General features: G+C 64.6%; 20 protein-coding genes. 6 read left to right on the top strand and 14 right to left on the bottom strand.

What is annotated here, in order from left to right; all coding sequences use genetic code 11:
- Positions 1–203: 203 nt before the first annotated feature.
- Positions 204–977 (top strand): trans-aconitate 2-methyltransferase, encoded by a 774-nt coding sequence (tam, locus tag U0029_RS14025; protein WP_012416383.1) that lies wholly within the window; start codon positions 204–206, stop codon positions 975–977.
- Between the two features lie 3 nt (positions 978–980).
- Here tam and U0029_RS14020 read toward each other — a convergent pair whose 3' ends face one another.
- The gene (locus U0029_RS14020; protein WP_012416384.1) at positions 981–2030 is read right to left on the bottom strand and encodes an NADP(H)-dependent aldo-keto reductase; all 1050 of its coding nucleotides are present in this window, start codon (positions 2028–2030) and stop codon (positions 981–983) included.
- 130 nt (positions 2031–2160) lie between these two features.
- A complete protein-coding gene (locus U0029_RS14015) occupies positions 2161–2556 on the bottom strand; it encodes a hypothetical protein (RefSeq protein ID WP_012416385.1) in 396 nt (131 codons plus the stop codon).
- 149 nt (positions 2557–2705) lie between these two features.
- Between U0029_RS14015 and U0029_RS14010 the strand changes: the two genes are divergently transcribed.
- Entirely contained in the window at positions 2706–3032 is a 327-nt protein-coding gene (locus U0029_RS14010; protein WP_012416386.1) for a 4a-hydroxytetrahydrobiopterin dehydratase, read from the top strand.
- Positions 3033–3034: 2 nt separating this feature from the next.
- Here U0029_RS14010 and U0029_RS14005 read toward each other — a convergent pair whose 3' ends face one another.
- From U0029_RS14005 to U0029_RS13995, 3 genes are all read right to left on the bottom strand, one after another.
- Positions 3035–3760, bottom strand: a complete 726-nt coding sequence (locus tag U0029_RS14005) for a DUF6776 family protein (RefSeq protein WP_012416387.1) — start codon at positions 3758–3760, stop codon at positions 3035–3037.
- Between the two features lie 142 nt (positions 3761–3902).
- A complete protein-coding gene (murU, locus tag U0029_RS14000) occupies positions 3903–4577 on the bottom strand; it encodes an N-acetylmuramate alpha-1-phosphate uridylyltransferase MurU (RefSeq protein WP_012416388.1) in 675 nt (224 codons plus the stop codon).
- A complete protein-coding gene (locus U0029_RS13995) occupies positions 4577–5608 on the bottom strand; it encodes an aminoglycoside phosphotransferase family protein (protein WP_012416389.1) in 1032 nt (343 codons plus the stop codon). Before U0029_RS13995 ends, murU begins: the two co-directional genes overlap by 1 nt.
- 172 nt (positions 5609–5780) lie before the next feature.
- Between U0029_RS13995 and U0029_RS13990 the strand changes: the two genes are divergently transcribed.
- From U0029_RS13990 to rsmA, 3 genes are read left to right on the top strand one after another with little or no spacing between them, the layout of a single operon-like run.
- Positions 5781–8174 carry an LPS-assembly protein LptD gene (locus tag U0029_RS13990; RefSeq protein ID WP_114852450.1) on the top strand — a complete coding sequence of 798 codons (2394 nt, stop codon included), beginning with the start codon at positions 5781–5783 and terminating at the stop codon, positions 8172–8174.
- Positions 8171–9691, top strand: coding sequence for a peptidylprolyl isomerase (locus tag U0029_RS13985; protein ID WP_114852449.1), 1521 nt, complete (start codon positions 8171–8173; stop codon positions 9689–9691). Before U0029_RS13990 ends, U0029_RS13985 begins: the two co-directional genes overlap by 4 nt.
- 14 nt (positions 9692–9705) lie before the next feature.
- Positions 9706–10494 carry a 16S rRNA (adenine(1518)-N(6)/adenine(1519)-N(6))-dimethyltransferase RsmA gene (gene rsmA, locus U0029_RS13980; RefSeq protein ID WP_114852448.1) on the top strand — a complete coding sequence of 263 codons (789 nt, stop codon included), beginning with the start codon at positions 9706–9708 and terminating at the stop codon, positions 10492–10494.
- Between the two features lie 212 nt (positions 10495–10706).
- Here the strand turns inward: rsmA and U0029_RS13975 are convergent, their stop codons facing one another.
- Positions 10707–11852, bottom strand: a complete 1146-nt coding sequence (locus U0029_RS13975; protein WP_114852447.1) for a glycerate kinase — start codon at positions 11850–11852, stop codon at positions 10707–10709.
- Between the two features lie 92 nt (positions 11853–11944).
- On the opposite strand from U0029_RS13975, the gene pyk reads away from it, so the two are divergent.
- Positions 11945–13387 carry a pyruvate kinase gene (gene pyk, locus U0029_RS13970; RefSeq protein WP_012416394.1) on the top strand — a complete coding sequence of 481 codons (1443 nt, stop codon included), beginning with the start codon at positions 11945–11947 and terminating at the stop codon, positions 13385–13387.
- A gap of 7 nt (positions 13388–13394) precedes the next feature.
- On the opposite strand, the gene U0029_RS13965 is transcribed toward pyk, so the two are convergent.
- The 8 genes from U0029_RS13965 to U0029_RS13930 form a co-directional block, all read right to left on the bottom strand.
- Positions 13395–14624 (bottom strand): nucleoside recognition domain-containing protein, encoded by a 1230-nt coding sequence (locus U0029_RS13965; protein WP_012416395.1) that lies wholly within the window; start codon positions 14622–14624, stop codon positions 13395–13397.
- 143 nt (positions 14625–14767) lie between these two features.
- Positions 14768–15301 carry a peptide deformylase gene (gene def, locus U0029_RS13960; RefSeq protein ID WP_012416396.1) on the bottom strand — a complete coding sequence of 178 codons (534 nt, stop codon included), beginning with the start codon at positions 15299–15301 and terminating at the stop codon, positions 14768–14770.
- 185 nt (positions 15302–15486) lie between these two features.
- The gene (gene gloA / locus U0029_RS13955; protein WP_012416397.1) at positions 15487–15882 is read right to left on the bottom strand and encodes a lactoylglutathione lyase; all 396 of its coding nucleotides are present in this window, start codon (positions 15880–15882) and stop codon (positions 15487–15489) included.
- A gap of 110 nt (positions 15883–15992) precedes the next feature.
- Positions 15993–17147: a tricarballylate utilization 4Fe-4S protein TcuB gene (tcuB, locus tag U0029_RS13950; protein ID WP_269467718.1), complete on the bottom strand. Its 1155-nt coding sequence runs from the start codon at positions 17145–17147 to the stop codon at positions 15993–15995.
- Positions 17137–18537: an FAD-dependent tricarballylate dehydrogenase TcuA gene (gene tcuA / locus U0029_RS13945; protein WP_114852470.1), complete on the bottom strand. Its 1401-nt coding sequence runs from the start codon at positions 18535–18537 to the stop codon at positions 17137–17139. Before tcuA ends, tcuB begins: the two co-directional genes overlap by 11 nt.
- A 78-nt stretch (positions 18538–18615) precedes the next feature.
- Positions 18616–19536: a LysR family transcriptional regulator gene (locus tag U0029_RS13940; protein WP_012416400.1), complete on the bottom strand. Its 921-nt coding sequence runs from the start codon at positions 19534–19536 to the stop codon at positions 18616–18618.
- A gap of 4 nt (positions 19537–19540) precedes the next feature.
- Positions 19541–20386, bottom strand: a complete 846-nt coding sequence (locus U0029_RS13935) for a M48 family metallopeptidase (protein WP_114852446.1) — start codon at positions 20384–20386, stop codon at positions 19541–19543.
- On the bottom strand, positions 20373–21101 hold the full coding sequence (locus U0029_RS13930) for a lysophospholipid acyltransferase family protein (protein ID WP_114852445.1): 729 nt from the start codon (positions 21099–21101) through the stop codon (positions 20373–20375). Before U0029_RS13930 ends, U0029_RS13935 begins: the two co-directional genes overlap by 14 nt.
- Between the last annotated feature and the right edge of the window lie 3 nt (positions 21102–21104).

Raw genomic sequence — 21104 nt, 5'->3', positions numbered from 1 at the left:
CTTGCCGAGTCGGTTTGTGCCGGCAGGCGCCACGGACGAAAAACGGCGCGAGCGCGGCGGTGCTTGTCATCGCGCGCATCCGGGTCTGCGGGCGTCGCAAAGCCGCCTGGCGACGGCCCGCCGGACTTGAGGGGGGCGGGCCCGCGTTGCGGTCCGAACCGCTCTTGCCTAGACTGGAGGCCTCTTTTTGCGCAGGAGTCATCATGGGCTGGTCCGCTAAACAATATTCCACCTTCGAAAAAGAACGCACCCGGCCGGTGCGCGATCTGCTGGCGGCCATCGAGGCGGACGCGCCGCGCCGTGTCGTGGATCTGGGCTGCGGTCCGGGCAACTCCACCGAGGTGCTGGCTGCGCGTTTTCCGCAGGCCGAGGTCAGCGGCATGGACAGCTCCCAAGACATGGTGCTGGCTGCGCGCCAACGCATGCCGGGCGTGGCATTCAGCCAGGCCGACATCGCCACCTGGAATCCGCCGGAATCCTTCGATGTGATTCTGGCCAATGCCTCCTTGCAGTGGGTGCCCGATCACGCCACGCTTTATCCGCGTCTCTTGAGCAAGCTGGCGCCGGGCGGCAGCCTGGCGGTGCAGACGCCCGATAATCTGCAAGAGCCGGCGCACCGCCTGGCGCGCGAAGTGGCCGCGCAGGGGCCGTGGGCGGCGCGCATGAGCGAGACGCGTCACCCCGACCGTCATCCTGCCGAATGGTATTACGCCCTGCTCAAGCCGCTGGCTGCGCGTGTGGATGTCTGGCGCACGACCTATATGCACCCCTTGGCGGGCGCAGCCGCTGTGGTCGAGTGGTTCAAGGGCACGGCCTTGCTCCCCTATCTCAAGCAGCTCGACGATAGCGAACAGCCTGAATTCCTGGCGCGCTACGAGGCGGCCATCGCCAAGGCCTACCCGGCCCTGGCGGATGGCACGGTGCTCCTGCCCTTTCCGCGCATTTTTCTGGTCGCGACGCGCCAGCCGGCTGGCTGACGCTCAGGGTGCGGGATTGGGCCAGCGGGCGTGAATGGCATTGACGGCCTTGATGATCTCTTGCGAGATGCTCACGTCCACGCTGTCAATGTTTTCCTTCAGTTGTTCAAGCGTGGTGGCGCCGATCAGGTTGCTGGTCACGAAGGGACGGGTGTTGACCCAGCCCAGCGCCAATTGCGTCGGCGTCAGGCCATGTTCGCGCGCGAGGTCGCAATACGCCTGCGTGGCGGCGTCGGATTGCGGGTTGTTGTAGCGCGTGAAGCGTTCATAGACTGTCAGGCGTGCGCCGGCGGGCCGCGCCCCGTTCAGGTATTTGCCGCTGAGCATGCCCATCGCCAGCGGCGAGTAGGCCAGCAGACCGACATCCTCGAAACGGCTGAACTCCGACAGACCGGCTTCGTAATAACGATTGAGCAGGTTGTAGGGGTTTTGGATCGACGCCACACGCGGCAGGCCGCGGTTTTCCGCAAACTTGAGAAATTGCGACAGACCCCAGGGCGTTTCATTGGACACGCCAATGTGGCGCACCTTGCCTGCCCGCACGAAGTCTTGCAGCACTTCCAGCGTTTCCTCGATAGGCACGGTGTGCGCGTCATCGACCCAGGGATAGAACGGGCGGCCGAAGGTCATGGTGCTGCGGTCGGGCCAGTGCAGCTGGTACAGGTCGAGGTAGTCGGTCTGTAGACGCTTGAGGCTTGCATCCAGCGCTTCGGTGAGGTTTTTGCGGTCTAGAAAGGTCTTGCCGTCGCGGATGTGGCCGGGGCGCTTGGGGTCGCGCACGGGGCCCGCGGCCTTGCTGGCCAGCACGATGTCGTTGCGGCGGCCGGTTTTCGCCAGCCAGGTGCCGATATAGCTTTCGGTGCGGCCTTGGGTGGCGGCCATGGGCGGCACGGGGTACATCTCCGCCGTGTCCACCAGATTAATGCCGCGCTCCAGCGCGTAGTCCAGTTGCTCATGCGCTTGAGCTTCGGTGTTTTGCTCACCCCAGGTCATGGTGCCCAGGCCGATCAGGCTGACCGAAATATCGGTACGGCCGAGTTTGCGGTATTTCAAGGGAGTGCTCCAGTCTATGGGTCGCCAGCCGGCAACGCCTTGGCAGCCGATCTTACACCCGGGCGATGTACCGTTTGTGCAGGGGGATGACGGTCGTGGGGCTTTAAGCCCCACGACAGTTCGGTCTTTCTTAGGGCCTCTTGGCCTTGGGCGCGCGGCTGGCCTGGCAACGCCCTTGCAGGCCTGCGTTCAGCCAGCGGGTGTCGGCCGGTGAGGCCTGATAGGGGGCGCGGCAAACGAGGTAATGCGTTTGCAACACATCATCGAGCAGATAGCGGCTGCTGCGCGCGGCCATGGTCGTGCCGCCGATGCGGCCCGCAGCGCAATCGTCGCTGTCGCGCTTGACCTGGCAGAAAGTGATGTTGATCTGAAAGTCGCACAGGTTGCGCAGGCGCTGCCCGCCGGCTTCCTGGAGCAGACAGGCGTTCATGGTGGGGCCATTGATGCGTTCAGCCCTTGCGGGGGAAATGCAGGCCAGACCCAGCAGGCAGAAAGACAGACAAAAGGGCAGGGGGCGCAGAATCATGGCGGTGGATGGGATCGTCGTTCCGGGTTATACGCAATTTAGGCGCTTGCGGCTAGCCCGGTTTATGTCGGCGTCGCGGTAGTATGGCGGCAGGAGCCGCCATCGGTCCGTCCGCGGGGAGGGGCGACAGGCTGGCCAGGAGTTCCCTGATGAGCCAACGATATTTGCGCATGGATTTGTCCATCGCGCTTGGGGCCTTGCCGCAATGGCAGGCTCATCCCACCCGGCAGGCGCTGCAAAAGCGCTACCGCTTTGATCACTTCAATGCCGCCTTCGGTTTCATGAGCCGCGTGGCCATGTTCGCCGAGAAGATCGACCATCATCCGGAATGGAGCAATGTCTATAACCGGGTGGATGTCGTGTTGACCACGCATGACGCGGGCGGCGTTACCGAGCTGGATGTGCGCATGGCGCAATTCATGGACGAGGCGGCGGCCCAGGCCGGCGCAACCGGCTTGAGCCTGCCCGTCTACTGAGCTTAGTTGACGCGGGTGCCGTCGTTGTTGCGCACGTAGTAAATGCGCATGGCGTGCTGGCGCTGTTGGCCGTCCAGCACGCGGATGGTGACCGACCGCGGCGTGAAGCCCTCGGGCAGGGGCAGCTTGCCCACGCTGTGGTCATAGCGGGTCAGCTTCAGGGGCAGGGCATCGGGCGTGATGCGGTCGCGGCGCCCGTTGGCGAAATTGCCATCCACGGTGATTTCGACCGTGCCCTCGAAAGCTTTATCCGTGTCTTTGTCGCGCATGATCAGCAGTTGATAATCGAGCGCGCCGGGCTCGCGCTTGAATCGGGCCGAGCGCACACCGATATCGCCGCCACGAGGGTCCGGCGGCACGGCATCTTGGAACAACACCAATTCCTGGCGCAGCGTGTCGAGCTGGCTGCGCGCCGCAGCGAGGTCAGCGCTCAACTGCTCATGCGACGATTTGTTGCTGTCACGCTGCGTGATCGCCTCGTCGAGCTGGCTTTGCAGGCGCTGGCGCTCCATGTTGGCGGCGCTCAGTTCGGTGTGCAGTTGCTCGGATTGCTCGACCGTCAGGCGCTGCGGGCCGTAATTGGCTTGCAGAAAAAGCACGCCTCCTGCGCCTAGGCCGATCCCGATCAGCAAGAGCACCAACCAGCGCGGCAGACGGCGAGAGCGTTTTCCGGGCTGGTATAGCGAAGGTTTGAATACCGGTTTATGCGACCGTCCGAAGATCCCCATGCGAACAAACTTCCTATAGCGGGTGTAATGCGTGACGCTTGGCGTCACTTGGCAAAGTCAGGGAGGATACCGCGAGTCGATCCATCAGGTTTGCTCCGGACAACTCTGGTTTCCGACCTTGATACCGTGAAATATGGGGCGCTCAGGCCCCGGTCAATGCGTGGTCGAGGGCGGCGAGGCGCTCGGGGGTGCCGACATCGGTCCAGCGCCCCTCATGGCGCTGGCCTCGTACCCGGCCCTGCGCCATCGCGGCCCGCAACAGGGGCGCTAGCGGCGCCGGCGTGTCGGGCGGCAGTCCGGCGAACAGAGAGCCATCGTAGATGCCGATGCCGGAAAAGGTCAATCTCGGGCCGTCGCCACTATGGACCTGGCCATCTGCGCCGAGTAGAAAATCCCCCGCCGGATGTTGCGGCGGATTATTCACCAGCAATAGCCAGGCCCCGCCTGGCGCAGGGCGGCGCTCGGCTGCCAGGGCGGGGTTCCAGTCGCACCAGATGTCGCCATTGATGACCAGAAAGGGCTGGTCGCCCAGTAGCGGCAGGGCGCGGGCGATGCCGCCCGCCGTTTCCAGCGCGGGCGCCTCGGGCGAGTAATGCAGCGTCAGGCCGAATGCCGAGCCGTCTCCGAGCCGGGCCTCGATCTGTTCGCCCAGCCAGGCGTGGTTGATCACCACATCGCGAAAACCGGCCCGCGCCAGGCGCTCCAGATGCCAGACGATCAGGGGTTTGCCCGCGACGCAGAGCAAAGGTTTGGGCGTGTGGTCCGTGAGCGGGCGCATGCGCTCTCCGCGTCCGGCGGCCAGAATCATGGCGCGCATCAGAAGGTGTACCCCACCTTGACCTCACGCTGGTCCAGACGGTCGAGCAGCCGCAGCAGTGGGGTGAAGACCCCGTAACGCTGCGCGACCTGGCGGACATAGCCATTGACGCGGGGCAGGTGGTCCAGATAGCCCGGCTTGCCGTCGCGGTGGTTCAAGCGTGCGAAAACACCCAGTATGCGCAGATTGCGCTGTAGGCCCATCCATTCGTAGGCGCGGTGGAACTCCGCGAAATCGGCATCCACGGGCAGACCGGCGCGGCGGGCCATTTCCCAGTAACGGATCGCCCAATCCAGTTGCTGCGGCTCTTCCCAGGTGGTGCGGGCATCGGTGACCAGCGAGGCCAGGTCATAGGTGATCGGACCGGCCAGGGCATCCTGGAAATCGATCACGCCGGGGTTACCCTCGGGGCAGACCATCAGGTTGGGGGAATGGAAGTCGCGGTGCACGAAAACCGCAGGCTGCTCGCCATTGCTCGCGGCCAGCAGGGCGAAGATGCGTTCCAGGGCGTTGGCGCTCTGGTCGTCGAGCGTGGTCTGATGGTGAACGCCCACATACCATTCCGGGAAGAGTTCCAGCTCGGCGCGCAAGCGGGGCGTGTCGTAGGCGGCCAGACCGGTCGTGGCCGCCGTTTGCATGCGCACCAGCGCGGCCAGCGCGTCGCGGTACAGGCTTTGCAGGGTGGCGTCGTCGATGCCGGCCTGGATGCGCTGGGTGTAGTTCTGTTCGCCCAGATCGCTGAGCAGCAGCAAGCCTTGGTCCGAGTTTTGGGCCACAATGGTCGGCACATGGACACCCGCTGCGGCCAGCAGGCCGTCCACATGCAAAAAGGGCCGCACGTCTTCATGGGGCGGGGGCGCGTCCATGACGATCAAGGGGCGGCCAGCCGCTTGCAGGCGGAAGTAGCGCCGGAAACTGGCGTCGCCGGATACGGGCGTCAGGGTGTCGGGAGCCAGACCCAACTCGGCGGGCAGGCAGGCAAGCCAGGCGTGAATCGAGGCCAGGCGGGGGTCATTGTCGGGGGTAGTCAAGGCAACCGATCTCGCGGAAATGCGCTGGGAAAAAGGGGCCACCCGCAGGCGGCCGCACCGTCTCGCACGATCCGGGAAACCGGCGCGGCGAGGCTTCTCTATAATACCGGGTCGATCCAGCGTCCGCCCGGGGCTGGCGCGCCCCAAAACAGACACAGGTTGGTTTTTACTCGTGCATACGATCAGGTGCTTGATCCTCTCCGCTCTCAGCGTCGCCGGGGCCGCACAGGCCCAAGGCAGCCAGGATGCCGCCCCTGCCGGGCGCCAACCCGTGGGCAGCGTGGCTTCCCCTGGCCTGGAAATGCCGGGTCTGCGTCTGTCGCCCGGCTTGCGGGTGCGCAAGCTGACCGAAGATCAGATGCCCGCCTTCATGGAGGCCGATGAGATGTCGGGCGAGCCCTCCGCCGAGTTGCTGCTCAAGGGCAATGCCCAGGTGCGCCGGGTGGATGGGGTGATCAAAGGCGACTCCATCCATTACGACGACGCCACCAGCGAAGTCGAGGTCAAGGGCAATGCCCGCATCCTGCGCGACGCCACCCTGGTGACGGGGCCGTCTGCGCGGATCAATCTGAATACCTATAGCGGCGACATCGACAAGCCCAATTTCTGGATCGGCGCCAGCGGCGGCACGGCCCGCGCCGAGCACGCCGACATCTTCAGTCGCTCGCAGATGCGGCTGACCGATGTGTATTACAGCGGCTGCCCCTGCGAGAAACCCTCCTGGTACATCAAGGCGACGTCGCTGGACCTGGACGTCGACGAGAACGAAGGCGTGGCCCGCAACGGGGTGCTGTATTTCAAAGACGTGCCCATTCTGGCTTCGCCCTACCTGACCTTTCCCATCCGCAAGGAGCGCAAGTCGGGTTTTCTGCTGCCGACCTACGGCACGTCGAGCAAGACCGGCCTCGATATTTCCGTACCCTATTACTTCAACCTGGCACCCAATTACGACGCCACCCTGATTTCGCGTTATATGGGCAAGCGCGGTCTACAGTTGGGGGGAGATTTCCGGTATCTGGGGTATAGCTATGCCGGTTCGGTCTCGGGCACCTATCTGCCCAATGACCGCGACGCGGGCTTTGACCGTTACATGTATCGCCTCACCCACAAGCAATACCTGGGCAGCGGCTTTTATACCGACTGGGACATCAGCGGCGTGTCCGACGATAACTACTATCGCGACATGACCACGCTGGGCCTGAACACGGCCTCGACGACCTATCTGCCGCGCCAGGGGCGGGTGGGCTGGTCGTCCAATTACTGGCAGACCTATGTGCAGGTCTACAAGTACCGCACCTTGCAGGACCCGGACGCGCCGATCGTGCCGCCTTACGACAAGGAGCCGGAAATTTTCTTGCAGGGCGCGCGCTACGACTGGAACGGCTTTGATGTGCGCATGGACTCGACGGCGGTGCGTTTCCGCCGCCCCTTGTTCCTGGGCAATCGCATTGGCCAGGAAGGCGAACGCCTGGAGGCCTATCCCACGATCGCCTATCCCATCGTGCGCGCCGGCTGGTATTTCACGCCCAAGGCGGGCCTGAACTACACCCAGTATCACACCTCTTGGTTCAATCAGGATTGGAACCGGCTGGGCAGCCTGGCGCCTTATCGCGGCACCGAATCGCGCACCCTGCCTATTGTCTCGCTGGACACCGGTATGACGTTCGAGCGTCCTACGACGCTCTTCGGCAAGGACTCCACCCAGACGCTTGAGCCGCGCCTCTATTACCTGCGTGTGCCTTATCGCAACCAGAGCGCGTTGCCGGTTTATGACACCAGCCTGGCCGACTTCAGCTTTGAGCAGGCTTTCCAGGAAAACATCTATACCGGTGGTTGGGACCGTATCGCCAACGCCAATCAGCTTACGGTGGGTCTGACGACGCGCTGGCTCGATGCCAGCACGGGCTTTCAGCGTGTGGCGCTGTCGGCGGCGCAGCGGCTGTATTTCGAAGATCAGCGCGTGACGCTGCCGGGCGAGACGCCGCGCGAGAATGTGCGGTCCGATTTCCTGGTAGGCGCCAGCGCGGCCCTGACCGATACGCTCACCACGGATCTGGCGGCGCAATACAACCCCTATGACAACAACTGGTCGCGGGGCTTGGTCAGCGCGCGCTGGACGCCGCAACGCCAAACGACACTGGCGCTTGCCTATCGTTACCAACGTGACCCGATCAGCAATATTTCTTATGCGCCGCGCGGCCAGAATCAAGTCACTCTGGCCTTCCAATGGCCGTTCACCCAGCGCTGGTATGGGGTGGGCCGCGTCGATTACGCCATCCGTTCCGATACGGGTGGAGTCGTGGGGGCATCCGATTCTGCGCGTGTTACGCAAGCGATCGCCGGTCTCGAGTACAAGGGTGATTGCTGCTGGACGGGCCGGGTGGTCTTCCAGCGTTATGCGGTGGCGGCCAATGATGCCAACACTGCGGTTTTCTTCCAGCTCGAGTTGACCGGGCTGGGTGCTTTGGGGACCGATCCCCTCAAGCTGCTCGACAAGAGCATTCCGGGCTATCAACCGGTGTCTCAGCCGACACCGGCGGGCACGACATTTGAAAGGTATGAATGATGCGTAGGTTGCACTCGTCGCGCCGTTTTAGCGGCAGCCTTCTGGCATTGGCGCTAGGCCTGGCTTTGCCGCTGGCTCATGCGGCAGATAAGCCCGCTGCGGGCAAGCCTGCGGCCAGCCAGCCCGCCGCGAGCAAGCCGCAGGCCGGCGAACAGTTTGTGGACGGTATCGCGGCCATCGTCAATAAAGATGTCATCACCATGCGCGAGGTCCAAGATGGCGTCAAGCGCGCCAAGGTCGATCTGAAAGAGCGCGGCATTCAATTGCCCGACGACAAGGTGTTGCAGAAGCAGGTGTTGCAACGCCTGATCTTCGACCGCCTGGAGCGCCAGGAAGCCGATCGCCTGGGTATCCGTGTGGATGACGCCCAGGTCACTCAGGCCATCAATATGGTGGCTTCGCGCAATAAACTCACGCCGCAGCAATTGCGCGCCGAGGTCGAAAAAAACGGCCTCTCCTGGGATGACTACCGCAAATCCCTGCGTGAGGAAATCCGCACGGATCGTCTGCGTCAGCGTACGATCGACAACCACATCATCATCACCGACGCCGAAGTCGATGCCTATTTGAAAGACCAGGCGCGCAATCCGGCCTTGCAGCCGCAGTCGGCGCAGGCTCCGGTGCAGGAAGCGCCGGCTGCCGCTACCGGCCCGGTGATGCTCGCCCTGGGCCAGATCCTGGTGCGCGTGCCCGAAGGCGCTTCGCCCGACACCGTCGCCTCTTTGCGTAAAAAGGCCGAGGATATCCTGGCCCGTCTCAAGCGTGGCGATGATTTCGCCAGCGTGGCTGCCGCCTCCTCTGACGGCCCCGAGGCCCTCGAGGGCGGCGTGATGGGTGTGCGTCCGATCGATGGCTGGCCCGATCTGTTCGTTAAAGCGGTCAGCAATGTGCCCGCCGGACAGGTCAGCGGCATCATTCAGTCGGGTAATGGCTTTCATATCCTGAAGGTCTTGCAGCGCGGCCAGGCTGGAGCGCCGGCACCCGCCCGCGCCGCAGCACCCATGCCTGCACCCGCAGCCGGCCGCGCCGCGCAAGGGCCGGTGCAGGTCACGCAAACGCACGCCCGCCACATTCTCATCAAAACCTCCGCTGTCATGAGCGATCAGCAGGCGCGTCAGCGTCTGGAGCAGGTGCGTCAGCGTCTGGAGTCGGGCAGCGCCAAGTTTGAGGATATGGCGCGCCAGTACTCGCAGGATGCCACCGCCCCGCAGGGCGGCGATCTGGGCTGGGTCAATCCCGGCGAGATGGTTCCGTCCTTCGAGGCCGCCATGAATTCGCTCAAGCCGGGCGAGATCAGCCAGCCCATCGAGTCGCCCTTTGGCTGGCATCTGGTGCAAGTGCTGGAGCGCCGCCAAAAAGACGTGACCGACGAAATGCAGCGCATGCAGGCGCGCCAAGCCCTCTTCGAGCGACGCGCGGGTCCGGCCTTTGAAGACTGGATGGAACAACTGCGCGCCCAGGCCTATATCGATAATCGCCTGGAAAAGCAGGAACGTATCGAACAAAACAATCGCTGAGTACGGAACGCTCCATGTCGCAACACCAGGCGCGCAAGCGTTTTGGCCAACACTTCCTGACTGACGAAAGCGTCATCGACGCCATCGTGCGGGCCATCGCGCCCGCGCGTGATGACGCCATCGTCGAGATCGGGCCGGGCCTCTCGGCCCTTACCGCGCCGCTGATCGCACGCCTGAACCGCCTGTCCGTGGTCGAAATCGACCGCGACCTGGCGGCCAGGCTGCGCAAGAAATATCCGCCAGAGCAGCTGTCCGTGGTCGAGGCCGATGCGCTGACCGTGGATTTCCGCCAGTTCGGCGCCGGCATGCGCGTGGTTGGCAATCTGCCGTACAACATTTCCAGCCCGCTGCTCTTTCATCTGATGGGCGCTGCCGATCTGGTGCGCGATCAACACTTTATGCTGCAACGCGAAGTCATCGACCGTATGGTCGCCGAGCCCTGCTCGGCGGACTACGGCCGTCTGTCGGTGATGCTGCAATCGCGTTATCGCATGGAAAAGCTGTTCGATGTGCCGCCCGAAGCCTTCGACCCGCCGCCGCGTGTGGTGTCGGCCGTGGTGCGTATGGTGCCGTTGGGCCCCGATCGGCCCCAGCCCGCCAGCGAGGCCGCCTTCGAGGCCGTCGTGGCGCGGGCCTTCTCGCAGCGGCGCAAAATGCTACGCCGTGGCCTGGGCGACTGGGCGGCGCATGTCCCCTGGGATGACATCGGCGTGCCGCCAACCGCCCGTGCCGAAGAAGTCGGCGTGGCGCAGTTCATCCGCTTGACCGACGCCCTGCTCGCCGCCGGCGTAATCAAAGCCTGAACCCACAGCAAACCCTTGCCAGACACAACCCTGCTGTGGCGCACAGCAGGGTTTTTTATCGTAGGGCCGCCCCAAGATAAAAAAGCCCCCTCGGGGGGCAGCAAGCGCGCGAAGCGTGCGGGGGCGCGATCCTCTCGTAGGGCCGGTCCCCTCGGGGGCCCGTTCCTCTTGCCGCAGCGCTTACATCGTCAGCAGCCGTGCTGCATCAAGCGTTAATGAGCGGCCTTGCCACGGCAGGCCAGCACGAGCTGCATGACATCGCGAGCCCGGTCGCAGAGATGTTCGGCCGCGCTGTGCAAGGCTTGCTCCAGCGTTTGGGGCCCGGGCGCCAGGCTGAAGGCGGCCGCGATGCTGGCGCTGTGCAGGGCTTCATAGCCCGGGCCTAGCGAACCGGCCAGGGCCACGACAGGCACTCCCGCCTGTTGCGCCAAGCGGGCCACACCCGCGGGGACTTTGCCGCGCAGGGTCTGGGCATCCATGCGGCCTTCTCCGGTAAAGACCAGTGAGGCGTTCTGCAAGGCTGCGGCCAGTCCGCCCAGTTCCGCCACCAGCTCGGCGCCAGGGCGAAAGCGCGCGCGCAAAAAGGCCAGCGCGGCAAAGCCCATGCCGCCTGCCGCACCGGCGCCGGGCGTATCGCGGTGATCCCTGCCCAGCAAGGCCTGTGTGACGTCGGCCAGCCGTGCGAGCGCCGCATCCAGGTGTACGACCTGCTGCGGGGTGGCGCCTTTTTGTGGACCGAATACCTGCGCCGCGCCCTGAGGGCCGCAAAGCGGGTTGTTCACATCGCAGGCGACCTGCACATTCAGGCTGGCCAGGCGCGGGTCCAGACCATCGAGGTCGATGCGGGCCAGGTGCGCCAGCGACGCGCCGCCTGGCGCCAGTTCCTGGCTGTCTGCATCGAGAAAGCGTGCGCCCAGGGCGCGCATCATGCCGCAGCCCCCATCCGTGGTGGCCGAGCCGCCCAAACCTAGCATCAGTGTTTTCGCGCCTTGATCCAGGGCGGCGAGGATGAGCTCACCCACGCCATGGGTGTCGGCGGCCAGCGCATCGCGTTCTGCCGGCGCTATGCCTTCCAGGCCTGCCGCAGCCGCCATTTCGATCACGGCGCCGCCATCGTCCAGCCAACCCCAATGCGCTTGCCTGCTGCGCCCCAGGGCATCGAGAGCTTGCGTGCGCATGCGCCGGCCGGCGCGCGCGGCCAGCACGGCCTCTACCGTGCCCTCTCCGCCATCGGCCATGGGAATCAACACGGTGTGCGCATTAGGGCAGGCCTGTTTCACGCCACGCTCGATGGCGCGGGCGGCCTCAGGTGCGCTCAGGCATTCTTTGAATGAATCCGGGGCGATGACTATTTTCACGGCGAAAGCTCCTGTGGGCTGCGACATGATACCCGCGCCCGCCCAGGCGGCGTACCATAGGGCTCCTGTGGATTCTTTGGTTGAGAGTATTCATGCTTGTACTGCGCCGCACCAAAATTGTCGCCACCCTGGGCCCTGCAAGTTCCACGCCGCAGATGATAGGCGCGCTGATCGATGCGGGCATGGACGTCGCCCGCTTGAATTTCTCGCATGGTAGCCCCGACGATCACCGCGAACGTGCGCGCACGATACGCAAGCTGGCCGCCGAGCGCGGCCGCTTCGTCGCCATCATGGGCGATTTGCAGGGCCCGAAGATCCGCATCGCCCGCTTCGCCGATAAGCAGGTTGTGCTGGAACCGGGCCAGCCTTTCACCCTGTCGCGCAGCCATCCCAAGGATGCGGGCAACGCCGCCATAGTCGGTATCGATTTTCCTGAGCTGGTGCATGACTGCCGGCCCGGCGATGAGTTGCTCCTCGATGATGGCCGCATTGTGCTCCAGGTCGAGCGTGTCGAAGGCGATGCGGTGCACACGACGGTGGTGGTGGGCGGCGCGCTGTCGAATAACAAGGGCATCAACCGCCGTGGCGGCGGTATTTCCGCGCCCAGCCTGACCGACAAGGACCGCGAAGACATCCGTCTGGCCGCTGAACTGGAGCTGGATTATGTGGCGGTATCCTTTCCGCGCTATGGGCATGATATTGACGAGGCGCGCGCCCTGGTGCGCGCGGCCGGCAGCGACGCCTGGATCATCGCCAAGATCGAGCGCGCCGAAGCGGTGGCCGATGACGAGGCCCTGGATGCGCTGATCCGCGCCAGCGATGGCGTGATGGTGGCCCGGGGCGATCTCGGTGTCGAGGTGGGCGATGCCGAACTGGTCGGCATCCAGAAACGCATCATCCAGCATGCCCGCACCCTGAACAAACTCGTGATCACGGCCACGCAGATGATGGAATCCATGATCGCCAGCCCCATGCCGACCCGCGCCGAAGTCTCCGACGTGGCCAATGCCGTGCTCGATTACACCGACGCCGTGATGCTGTCGGCCGAAAGCGCCTCAGGCCAATATCCGGTGCAGGCGGTGCAGGCCATGGCGCGCATCTGCCTGGGCGCTGAAAAGCACCCGACCACCACACACTCGCATCATCGCCTGGGTGAAACCTTCGGGCGTTGCGACGAGACCATCGCGCTGGCGGCGATGTATGCGGCGAATCACTTTCCCGGCGTGAAGGCCATCATTGCCCTGACCGAAAGCGGCCACACGTCGCTCATCATGTCGCGCATCCGTTCGGGGGTGCCTATCTACGCCTATTGCCCGCATCCGCTGACACAGAACCGTGTGACGATGTTCCGTGGCGTGTACACGGTGCCGTTCTCGCCCGATGCGCACGATCCCTCCGTATTGAGCGATGCCGCCATCGACGAGCTGAAAAAACGCGGCCGTGTCGAGCCCGGCGATTGGGTCATCCTGACCAAGGGGGATTTCTACCGCGATAGCGGCGGCACCAATGGCATGAAGATTCTGCGGGTCGAGTAAACGGCGCTCAGGCGAAAAACCAGTAACATACGCCGATCGAGGCCAGCACCCCGGCCAGATCGGCTAGGAGCGCGCAACCCACGGCGTGGCGCGCGCGCAAAATACCCACAGAACCGAAGTACACGGCCAAGACGTAAAACGTGGTTTCGGTGCTGCCCTGCATGATGGCGGCCAGCAAGGCCGGAAAGCTGTCCACCCCGAAATGGGTCATGGTTTCGAGCATCATGGCGCGCGCCGCGCTGCCCGAGAAGGGTTTGACCAGCGCGGTCGGCAAGGCATCGACAAAGCGGGTGTCCCAGCCGGCCCAGGCGGCCAGCCAGCGTATGCCTTCGAGCAGAAAATCCAGGGCGCCGGAGGCGCGCAGCACGCCTACGGCGCACAGCATGGCCACCAGATAGGGCAGCAGATCGCGGGCGATCCCGAAACCCTCTTTCGCGCCTGTGATGAAGGTTTCATAGACCGGCACTTTCTTCCAGGCGCCGACCGTCAGAAAACCCAGCAGCACCGAGAACAGGGTCAGGTTGCCCAGGAGCGACGACAGCGCCGCGATAGCGCCGGCTGTCATGCTGGCCAGCAGGGCCATGAAGGCGCTCAGCAGCAGCGCGCCGCCGCCCAGCCAGGCCAGCACCACTGGGTCCCAGAGCCGCAGACGCTGGCAGACTGCCACCGCGAGTAGGCCGGCCAGTGTCGAGGCGCTGGTGGACAGCAGTATGGGCAGAAAGATCAGGGTGGGGTCGGCAGCGCCCTGTTGGGCGCGGAACATGAACAGCGTCACGGGCAGCAGGGTCAGTGACGAGGCATTGAGCACGAGAAACAGAATCTGCGCGTTGCTGGCGGTGTCCGGCCGGGGGTTGAGGGTTTGCAGTTCGCGCATGGCGCGCAGGCCGATGGGTGTGGCGGCGTTGTCCAGGCCCAGGCCATTGGCCGCGAAGTTCAGGGTGATCAGGCCGATGGCGGGATGGCCGCGCGGCACCTCGGGCATGAGGCGGGCGAACAGGGGGCCGAGCAGGCGCGCCAGCATTGTGACCAGGCCGGCCGATTCTGCGATACGCAGAAAACCCAGCCAGAGCGTCAGGGTGCCGAATAGCAGCACCATGACTTCGACAGAGATGCGGGCCATGTCGAACAGGCTGGCGACAATGCCGCGAAAGACTTCGGGTTCGCCCAGCCCGATCCAGCGGAACAGGCCCGCCGCCGCCGCGATCAAAAAAAAGGCCAACCAGAGTTTGTTCAGCATCGTTCATCAAGAGGGCCGGATGGATGGCCGCTATTGTCGCAGACGATGGGGCTCGTAAAGGGTCTGGCAAGCCGCTAACCTGCTTGTATCGACAAGCCGCGCAGCCTGCTGGCCCCCGCGCGCGGGCGCGCCCGCCCTGCCGCTCAATCGTCTTGATTGGGGTCCATGTCCGGAAACAGGATGTCGGTAAAGCCGAACTTCGAAAAATCCTGGATGCGCGAGGGGTAGAGGCGGCCGATCAGGTGGTCGCATTCGTGCTGCACCACTCTTGCATGAAAGCCGCTGGCCTCGCGATCGATCGCCGTGCCGTCAGGGGCGAAACCCTGGTAGCGGATATATTGGTAGCGCGGCACCAGGCCCCGCAGGCCCGGCACCGACAGACAGCCTTCCCAGCCGTCTTCCATCTCATCGGATAGCGGCGTGATGACCGGATTGCACAATACCGTCTTCGGCACGGCGGGCGCATCGGGATAGCGCGGATTGCGTTCAAAGCCGAAGATGACAAGTTGCAGATCCACGCCGATCTGCGGCGCGGCCAGCCCGACGCCATGGGCGTAGGCCATGGTGTCAAACATGTCGTCGATCAGTTGCTTTAGCTCGGCGCTGCCGAAGCGCTCGACCGGCGCCGCCACGCGCAGCAGGCGGGGGTCGCCCATTTTCAGGATGGAGTGGATCATGGAGACTCAGTTATTGCGGCCTGTGTTCAGGATGAGACGGCCCGATCGGCCGCCCCTGGGATGATGCTGCGTGTAGAACCGATACCCCCGGGCGTCATGGCGCTAGGCATGGCCGCCAGAAGGTCGCCATAGGGGAGCAAGCCCGCCTGATCGCAGGCGGGCTTTCGTCAGGTGCCGAGGCGGGCTCAGTCCACGCGGCCCTTTTTCTGGATGAACTCGATCTTATAGCCATCCGGGTCTTCGACAAAGGCAATGACGGTGGTGCCATGCTTCATGGGGCCGGCCTCACGGGTCACCTTGCCGCCTTTGGCCTTGACCTTGTCACAGGCTTCATAGGCGTTTTCGACTTCCAGGGCGATATGGCCGTAGCCTGTGCCCAGGTCGTACTTGTCGGTGTCCCAGTTGTGGGTCAGCTCGATGACGGCGCCTTCGGCCTCGTCTTGATAGCCCACGAAAGCCAGCGTGAAGCGGCCTTCCGGGTAATCATTGCGGCGCAGCAGGCGCATGCCCAGCACTTGGGTGTAGAAGTCCAGCGACTTTTCAAGATTGCCGACACGCAGCATGGTATGCAGAAAACGCATGTTTTTTCCTCAGGTAACGCGGCCGCACGCGTTGCGGCCATGACAGCATCGTAGCAAACCGGCCTGACAGAAAATCGAACTGTCCGCCAGGGCTGTCTGGAGAACAGGCCTTAGTCTGCGCCCGACAGGCCCCGGCTGGCCTGGCGTTTTTCGATGGCCGATTTCAGCAGCGCGGCCGAGCGGAAAATGCCGTGGGCGAACTTTCCATAGGGCAGCGTGAGAAACAGCGCCATCACCACGCCCAGATGCACGGCCAGCAACACAGCCATCCAGGCGGTATCCCGCAGGGCCAGCAGCAACAGACCGCTCAGGCTGGTGAAAAAAAGCAGGGCGATAAAGCCCCGGTCCATCGGGTGTTGGCGGGCATCTCCTTGCTGGGGATCGCGTTTGAGGTTGAGCCAGAATAGGCCGGCCGGCCCGATCAGCAGGCCGATGCCGCCCGCTGTGCCCAGCAGCACCGGCAGGCTGAACAGCGGGTAGGGCGCCTGCCAGCCCAGCATATAGTGGTAAAGCGTGGCGACCGAGGTGGCGGCGAAACACAGCATGAAGCCGTAGAACGTGCAGTGGTGAAAACGGCGGCGCGCCAGCGTGAAAGCGTCATCGCCTTCGTTACAGCCTTTGCCGTGGCCGCCATCGAGATAGGTCAGGCGCAAGACATGTCCCGCCGCTTCTGTCATGGCGGGCCCGTGCACCCGCCCGGGACGCTGATCGCGCCAGAAGCGCCGCACGCCCAGCGTCAGCGCCAGCACCGCATAGGCGAACACCAGACCGAACATCAGGGCCAGCATGTTATGCGGAAAGATGGCGTAAAAATTACCGGCCAGCGGCTCGTGCAGCCAGCCGCCATGGATGACGGCCAGAAGCGTCATAAACAGCGCCAGCGCGAAAGCGGCCGCCAGCGACAGGGTCAGGCCGTTGCGCTGATAGAGCTGCCCCATAGCCTGGGGCCAGGCGTAGCTGGCATAGGTTTGCCGCCGCAGCCGGGCCATGGCTCGCGGCACATTGACGCCGAACTCATGCGGCGGCGCGTATTGGCAGGCGTGCAGACAGGGGCCGCAATGGTGGCAAAGATTGGCCAGATAGTGGACATCGCCCCGTTCGAATTCCAGGCGGCGCGTCATGGCGGGAAACACGGCGCAAAACCCTTCGCAATAGCGGCAGGCATTGCAGATCTGCATGGCACGCGCGACTTCCTGTTCGGCGTCGTTCATGGCGGCGCGGGGCACAAAGCGCAGCGGCACGGCAGTCAGGGTTTCAGGCTGCATGGGGTACTCCTTGTTGGGCCCACGCGGCCGCGCGGGTTCCGGCGATGCGGCCGAAGGCCGTGCCGATGGACATGCCGACACCGGCCGTGTAGCCCTTGCCTAGCACATTGCCGGCCATCATTTCGCCGGCGACGAAGAGGTTGTCGCTGGGCCGTCCGTCAAAACGCACGGCGGTGGTTTCGTCGGTCTTCAAGCCCAGATAGGTGAAGGTGATGCCCGGACGCAGGGCATAGCCAAAGAAGGGGCCGCGGTCGATGGGCTGCGCCCAGTGGGTCTTGGCGGGCGTGATGCCTTCGGTATAGCAGTCATCCAGACGGGTGTGGTCAAAGTTGCCAGGCCGGCAGGCGCGGTTGTAGCCGTCCAGGGTTTGCATGAAGCGCGCCGGGTCCAGTTGCAGCTTGAGGGCCAATTCCGGCAGCGAGTCGGCGCGCATGCCCGGAAACACCGGCGGCATGAAGCGGCCCACCGCCTTGCTGTCGATGATGGAATAGGCAATCTGGCCCGGTTGCATGGCGACCAGGCGGCCCCAGATGGCGTAGCGCTTGGGCCAGAAGTCCTCGCCTTCGTCATAAAAGCGTTCGGCATCGCGATTGAGCACCACGCCCAGCGATACGCAATCGATGCGGGTGCAGATTCCGCCATCATATAAGGGGGCGCGGGCATCGATGGCGACGCAATGCGATTGCGAGGGGTCGCCGATGATGTCCGCGCCCGCCTGCATCATGAACTTCAGCAGCACGCCCTGATTAAAGCGCGTGCCCCGGATGAGAAAATTATCGGCCGGCCATTCGCCGCGCTCGTTCTGCCCCCAGGCCTCACGCAGCCATTCGCGGTTGGACTCGAAACCGCCGGCCGCCAGCACACAGCTGCGCGCTTCGATGCGCTCATCACCGATGCGGGCCGCCACGAAATGGCCATCGCGAATTTCCAGAGCGTCAACCGGCGCGTTATAGCGGATCTGCACGCCCAGCCCTGCCGCGCTGCGGTAATAGGCGTTGACCAGGGCTTTGCCGCCGCCCATGAAAAAGGCATTGGTGCGCGCGACATGCAGCGCGCCCGACAAGGGCGGCTGAAAGTTCACACCATGGCGGCGCATCCAGTCGCGGCAGGTGGATGACTCGCGGATGACCAGGCGGGCCAGTGCTTCGTTGGTGATCCCTCCGGTGACCTTGAGGAGATCCTGCCAATATTCTTCTTCGGAGTAGGCGTCTACCAGCACGTCCTGCGGCGCATCGTGCATGCAGCGCAGGTTGCGGGTGTGTTGAGAATTACCGCCCCGCCATGCGCGCGGCGCGGCTTCGAGCATCAGCACGCTGGCGCCGGCCTCGCGGGCCATCAGTGCGGCGCACAGGGCGGCGTTGCCGCCGCCGATCACCAATACATCTATCATGTCGGCATCCATCATTTGATGGCCGCGACTATAGGTGCCCGCGTTAGCGCCCGCCAGCAGGCGGCCGGCAAGACCTCTTCATGATTCGTGAAGGGTCGCGCCGGGCCAGGCTCCGGCGCGGACCTGTTGTGTGGCGGTTTGCGCCAGCAGCACCCTCGCGGCCAGCGCGGCGGGAGATAGCTCATCATCTGACAGACTCGCCAGCAGATTGGTGCGCGCCAGTTGGCGTTCGCGTATCAAGCCGGCCCGCAGCGAGCCGCCGCGCAGGCTGGCCGCGCCGGGTTGGATGGTGGCGCCGTGGCCGGCGCGCACCAGGTCCATCAGTACATCCAGGCCGTCGATCTCGGCCACGATGCAGGGCCGCAGGCCTATGCGGTCGAACGCCCGGTCAAGCAGGGCGCGCAGGCCGTGGCTGCCGCTGGGCAAGAGCAAGGGCAGGTCCGCCAGATTGCGCAGGCGTATCGCGCCGCCTGCGGGCAGACCGGGCATATCCGGACGGGCGATCAAAAATAGCTGTTCATCCAGCAGGGGCAGCACGCTCCAGCGCCGGGCGGTTTCGGTCTGGAATACGATGGCCACATCCAGTTGGCGCGCATTGAGCATAGTGGACAGATGTCCCGACAGGCTTTCCACCAGCCGCACCCTGACATCAGGGTAGTGTTCGCGCATGGCGCTCATGAAGGGCAGCGCGAGCACCGATGCCGTGGTCTGCGCCAGGCCGACGCTCACATGGCCGCTCAGGCGCGACTCACGTGCGGCGCGTACCGCGTCGTCGGCGTGGCGCAGGGTCAGTTGGGCCTGCCGCAGAAAAGCTAGCCCCGCATCGGTGAGCAACACGCCGGTCGATGTTCGGGTGAGCAGCCGTGTGCTCAATTCGCTTTCCAGGCGGCTGATCTGCTGGCTCAGGGCCGAGGTGACCACGCCCAGCTCGATGGCGGCGCGCCCCAGGCTGCCGCATTCGGCCGTCTTGACGAAGTAGCGCAGTTGGCGCAGCTCCATGGCTTCAGAAACGCGGCAACATGGCCGGATCATGCTGCTTGAGCACTTTCTTGGCGGCTTCGAAGCCGGGCAGAATCTGGCCGACTTCGGTCCAGAAGTCCTGGCTATGGTTCATCTCGCGCAGATGCGCGAGTTCGTGGGCGATGACGTAATCGATGATGTCCTGGCTGAAGTGGATCAGACGCCAGTTCAGCATAATGCAGCCGTCGCTGGTGCAGGAGCCCCAGCGGGTCGCCGCCGAAGACAGCCGCCAGCGGCGGATCTTCAGGCCGGTAAGCGTCAGGAAGTGCGCCAGCCGCTCGCCGAACAGCACGCCGGCGCGTTGCTGTAACCAGGCCTGGGCCGCGTCGCGGATGCGGGGGGATTCGGCGTCGGGGGGCAGGGGCAGCCAGAGTATGGCGCCGTCGGCGGCGGGGTCGCCCTCCAGGCGGGCGGCGCGCTGATTGGCCGCCAGGCCGATCACGATGCGCCGGCCCAGATAGGGCAGTTCTCCCCCGGCCTGCCAGCGCGTGTGCGCTAGGGCAAGCTGTTCGCGTCGGGCGTGCCAGTCGCGCAGCTTGGACAGAATCCAGCGCGATTTCTCGCGCACCGCGTCATCGATCTGGCCCAGCGTGACCCAGTTGGGCGCGGTGACCCGCAAGCCATCGTCGGTAACGACAAAACCGATGCTGCGGCGGCGCGAGCGCAGCAGCAGAAAACCGATGACCTGCTGCTCAGTCGGGACTTCGCGCCAGCGCGCGCCGGCCGGCAGCGCGTCGGGGCAGGGCGTGGGAATAACGACGGTATTGCCGCCGGCCTGCGCCGCAGGTCCGGCGTCAAATAGCAATTCGAGTTGGTCAGTGCTGGCCATACCTTTCTGGATTGAGCTGCCGCATTTCCGCATCTATCCAGGCGTGGACTCGCGCATTGAGTTCGTCGGGGTTCAGCCCTTCGGAGGGAATCGGTGGGCCGAAGGACACCGTGACCAGCCCAGGGCGCTTGACGAAGGCATTGCGGCGCCAGCATTCGCCGGCGTTCAGGGCCACGGGCACAACTGCCGCGCCGTTGCGCGAGGCGAGCAGGGCGCCGCCCATCTTGAAACGCCCCATCTGGCCGGGCGCCACGCGAGTCCCTTCCGGGAACAGCAGCGGCCAACGGCCGTCGGCCAGGCACTTGCCGCCTTCCCGCACGACCTGCTCGAAGGCATCGCGGCCCTTGGCGCGGTCGATGGGAATCATGCGCAGCAGCGCCAGGCCCCAGCCAAAAAAAGGCACCCAGTGCAGCGATTTTTTATAAACAAAACAGACTTGGCGCGGCATGTGCGCCGGGAAAAACAGCGTTTCCCAGGCGGACTGGTGTTTGGACAGCAGCACGATGGGGCCGTCGGGCAGGTTTTCGCCGCCCTTGATCCGCCAGCGGATGCCGCAAAACACCTTGGCGCCCCAGATGGCCAGGCGCGGCCAGCCCACCGTGAGTTTGTAGCGCCAGCGTTGCGGCAGCGGCGCCCACAGAATGCAGGCGAAGGCGTAGGGAATGACCGTGATGGTCAGGAAAAGCGCATAGAGAAATGAGCGTAGCCAGGCCATGTC

The sequence above is a fragment of the Bordetella avium genome (assembly GCF_034424645.1).
Taxonomy (GTDB): Bacteria; Pseudomonadota; Gammaproteobacteria; order Burkholderiales; family Burkholderiaceae_B; genus Bordetella; species Bordetella avium.
This window is presented reverse-complemented; position numbering and strand designations above follow the sequence as displayed.

Coding starts and splice junctions, on each gene's coding strand:
- tcuB (WP_269467718.1), bottom strand. CDS start 17,147: ATGCAGCCTGAAACCCTGACTGCCGTGCCGCTGCGCTTTGTGCCCCGC.
- U0029_RS13930 (WP_114852445.1), bottom strand. CDS start 21,101: ATGGCCTGGCTACGCTCATTTCTCTATGCGCTTTTCCTGACCATCACG.
- U0029_RS13965 (WP_012416395.1), bottom strand. CDS start 14,624: ATGCTGAACAAACTCTGGTTGGCCTTTTTTTTGATCGCGGCGGCGGCG.
- U0029_RS14005 (WP_012416387.1), bottom strand. CDS start 3,760: ATGGGGATCTTCGGACGGTCGCATAAACCGGTATTCAAACCTTCGCTA.
- rsmA (WP_114852448.1), top strand. CDS start 9,706: ATGTCGCAACACCAGGCGCGCAAGCGTTTTGGCCAACACTTCCTGACT.
- U0029_RS13935 (WP_114852446.1), bottom strand. CDS start 20,386: ATGGCCAGCACTGACCAACTCGAATTGCTATTTGACGCCGGACCTGCG.
- pyk (WP_012416394.1), top strand. CDS start 11,945: ATGCTTGTACTGCGCCGCACCAAAATTGTCGCCACCCTGGGCCCTGCA.
- gloA (WP_012416397.1), bottom strand. CDS start 15,882: ATGCGTTTTCTGCATACCATGCTGCGTGTCGGCAATCTTGAAAAGTCG.
- U0029_RS13985 (WP_114852449.1), top strand. CDS start 8,171: ATGATGCGTAGGTTGCACTCGTCGCGCCGTTTTAGCGGCAGCCTTCTG.
- def (WP_012416396.1), bottom strand. CDS start 15,301: ATGATCCACTCCATCCTGAAAATGGGCGACCCCCGCCTGCTGCGCGTG.
- U0029_RS14015 (WP_012416385.1), bottom strand. CDS start 2,556: ATGATTCTGCGCCCCCTGCCCTTTTGTCTGTCTTTCTGCCTGCTGGGT.
- tcuA (WP_114852470.1), bottom strand. CDS start 18,537: ATGATAGATGTATTGGTGATCGGCGGCGGCAACGCCGCCCTGTGCGCC.
- U0029_RS14010 (WP_012416386.1), top strand. CDS start 2,706: ATGAGCCAACGATATTTGCGCATGGATTTGTCCATCGCGCTTGGGGCC.
- U0029_RS13940 (WP_012416400.1), bottom strand. CDS start 19,536: ATGGAGCTGCGCCAACTGCGCTACTTCGTCAAGACGGCCGAATGCGGC.
- murU (WP_012416388.1), bottom strand. CDS start 4,577: ATGCGCGCCATGATTCTGGCCGCCGGACGCGGAGAGCGCATGCGCCCG.
- tam (WP_012416383.1), top strand. CDS start 204: ATGGGCTGGTCCGCTAAACAATATTCCACCTTCGAAAAAGAACGCACC.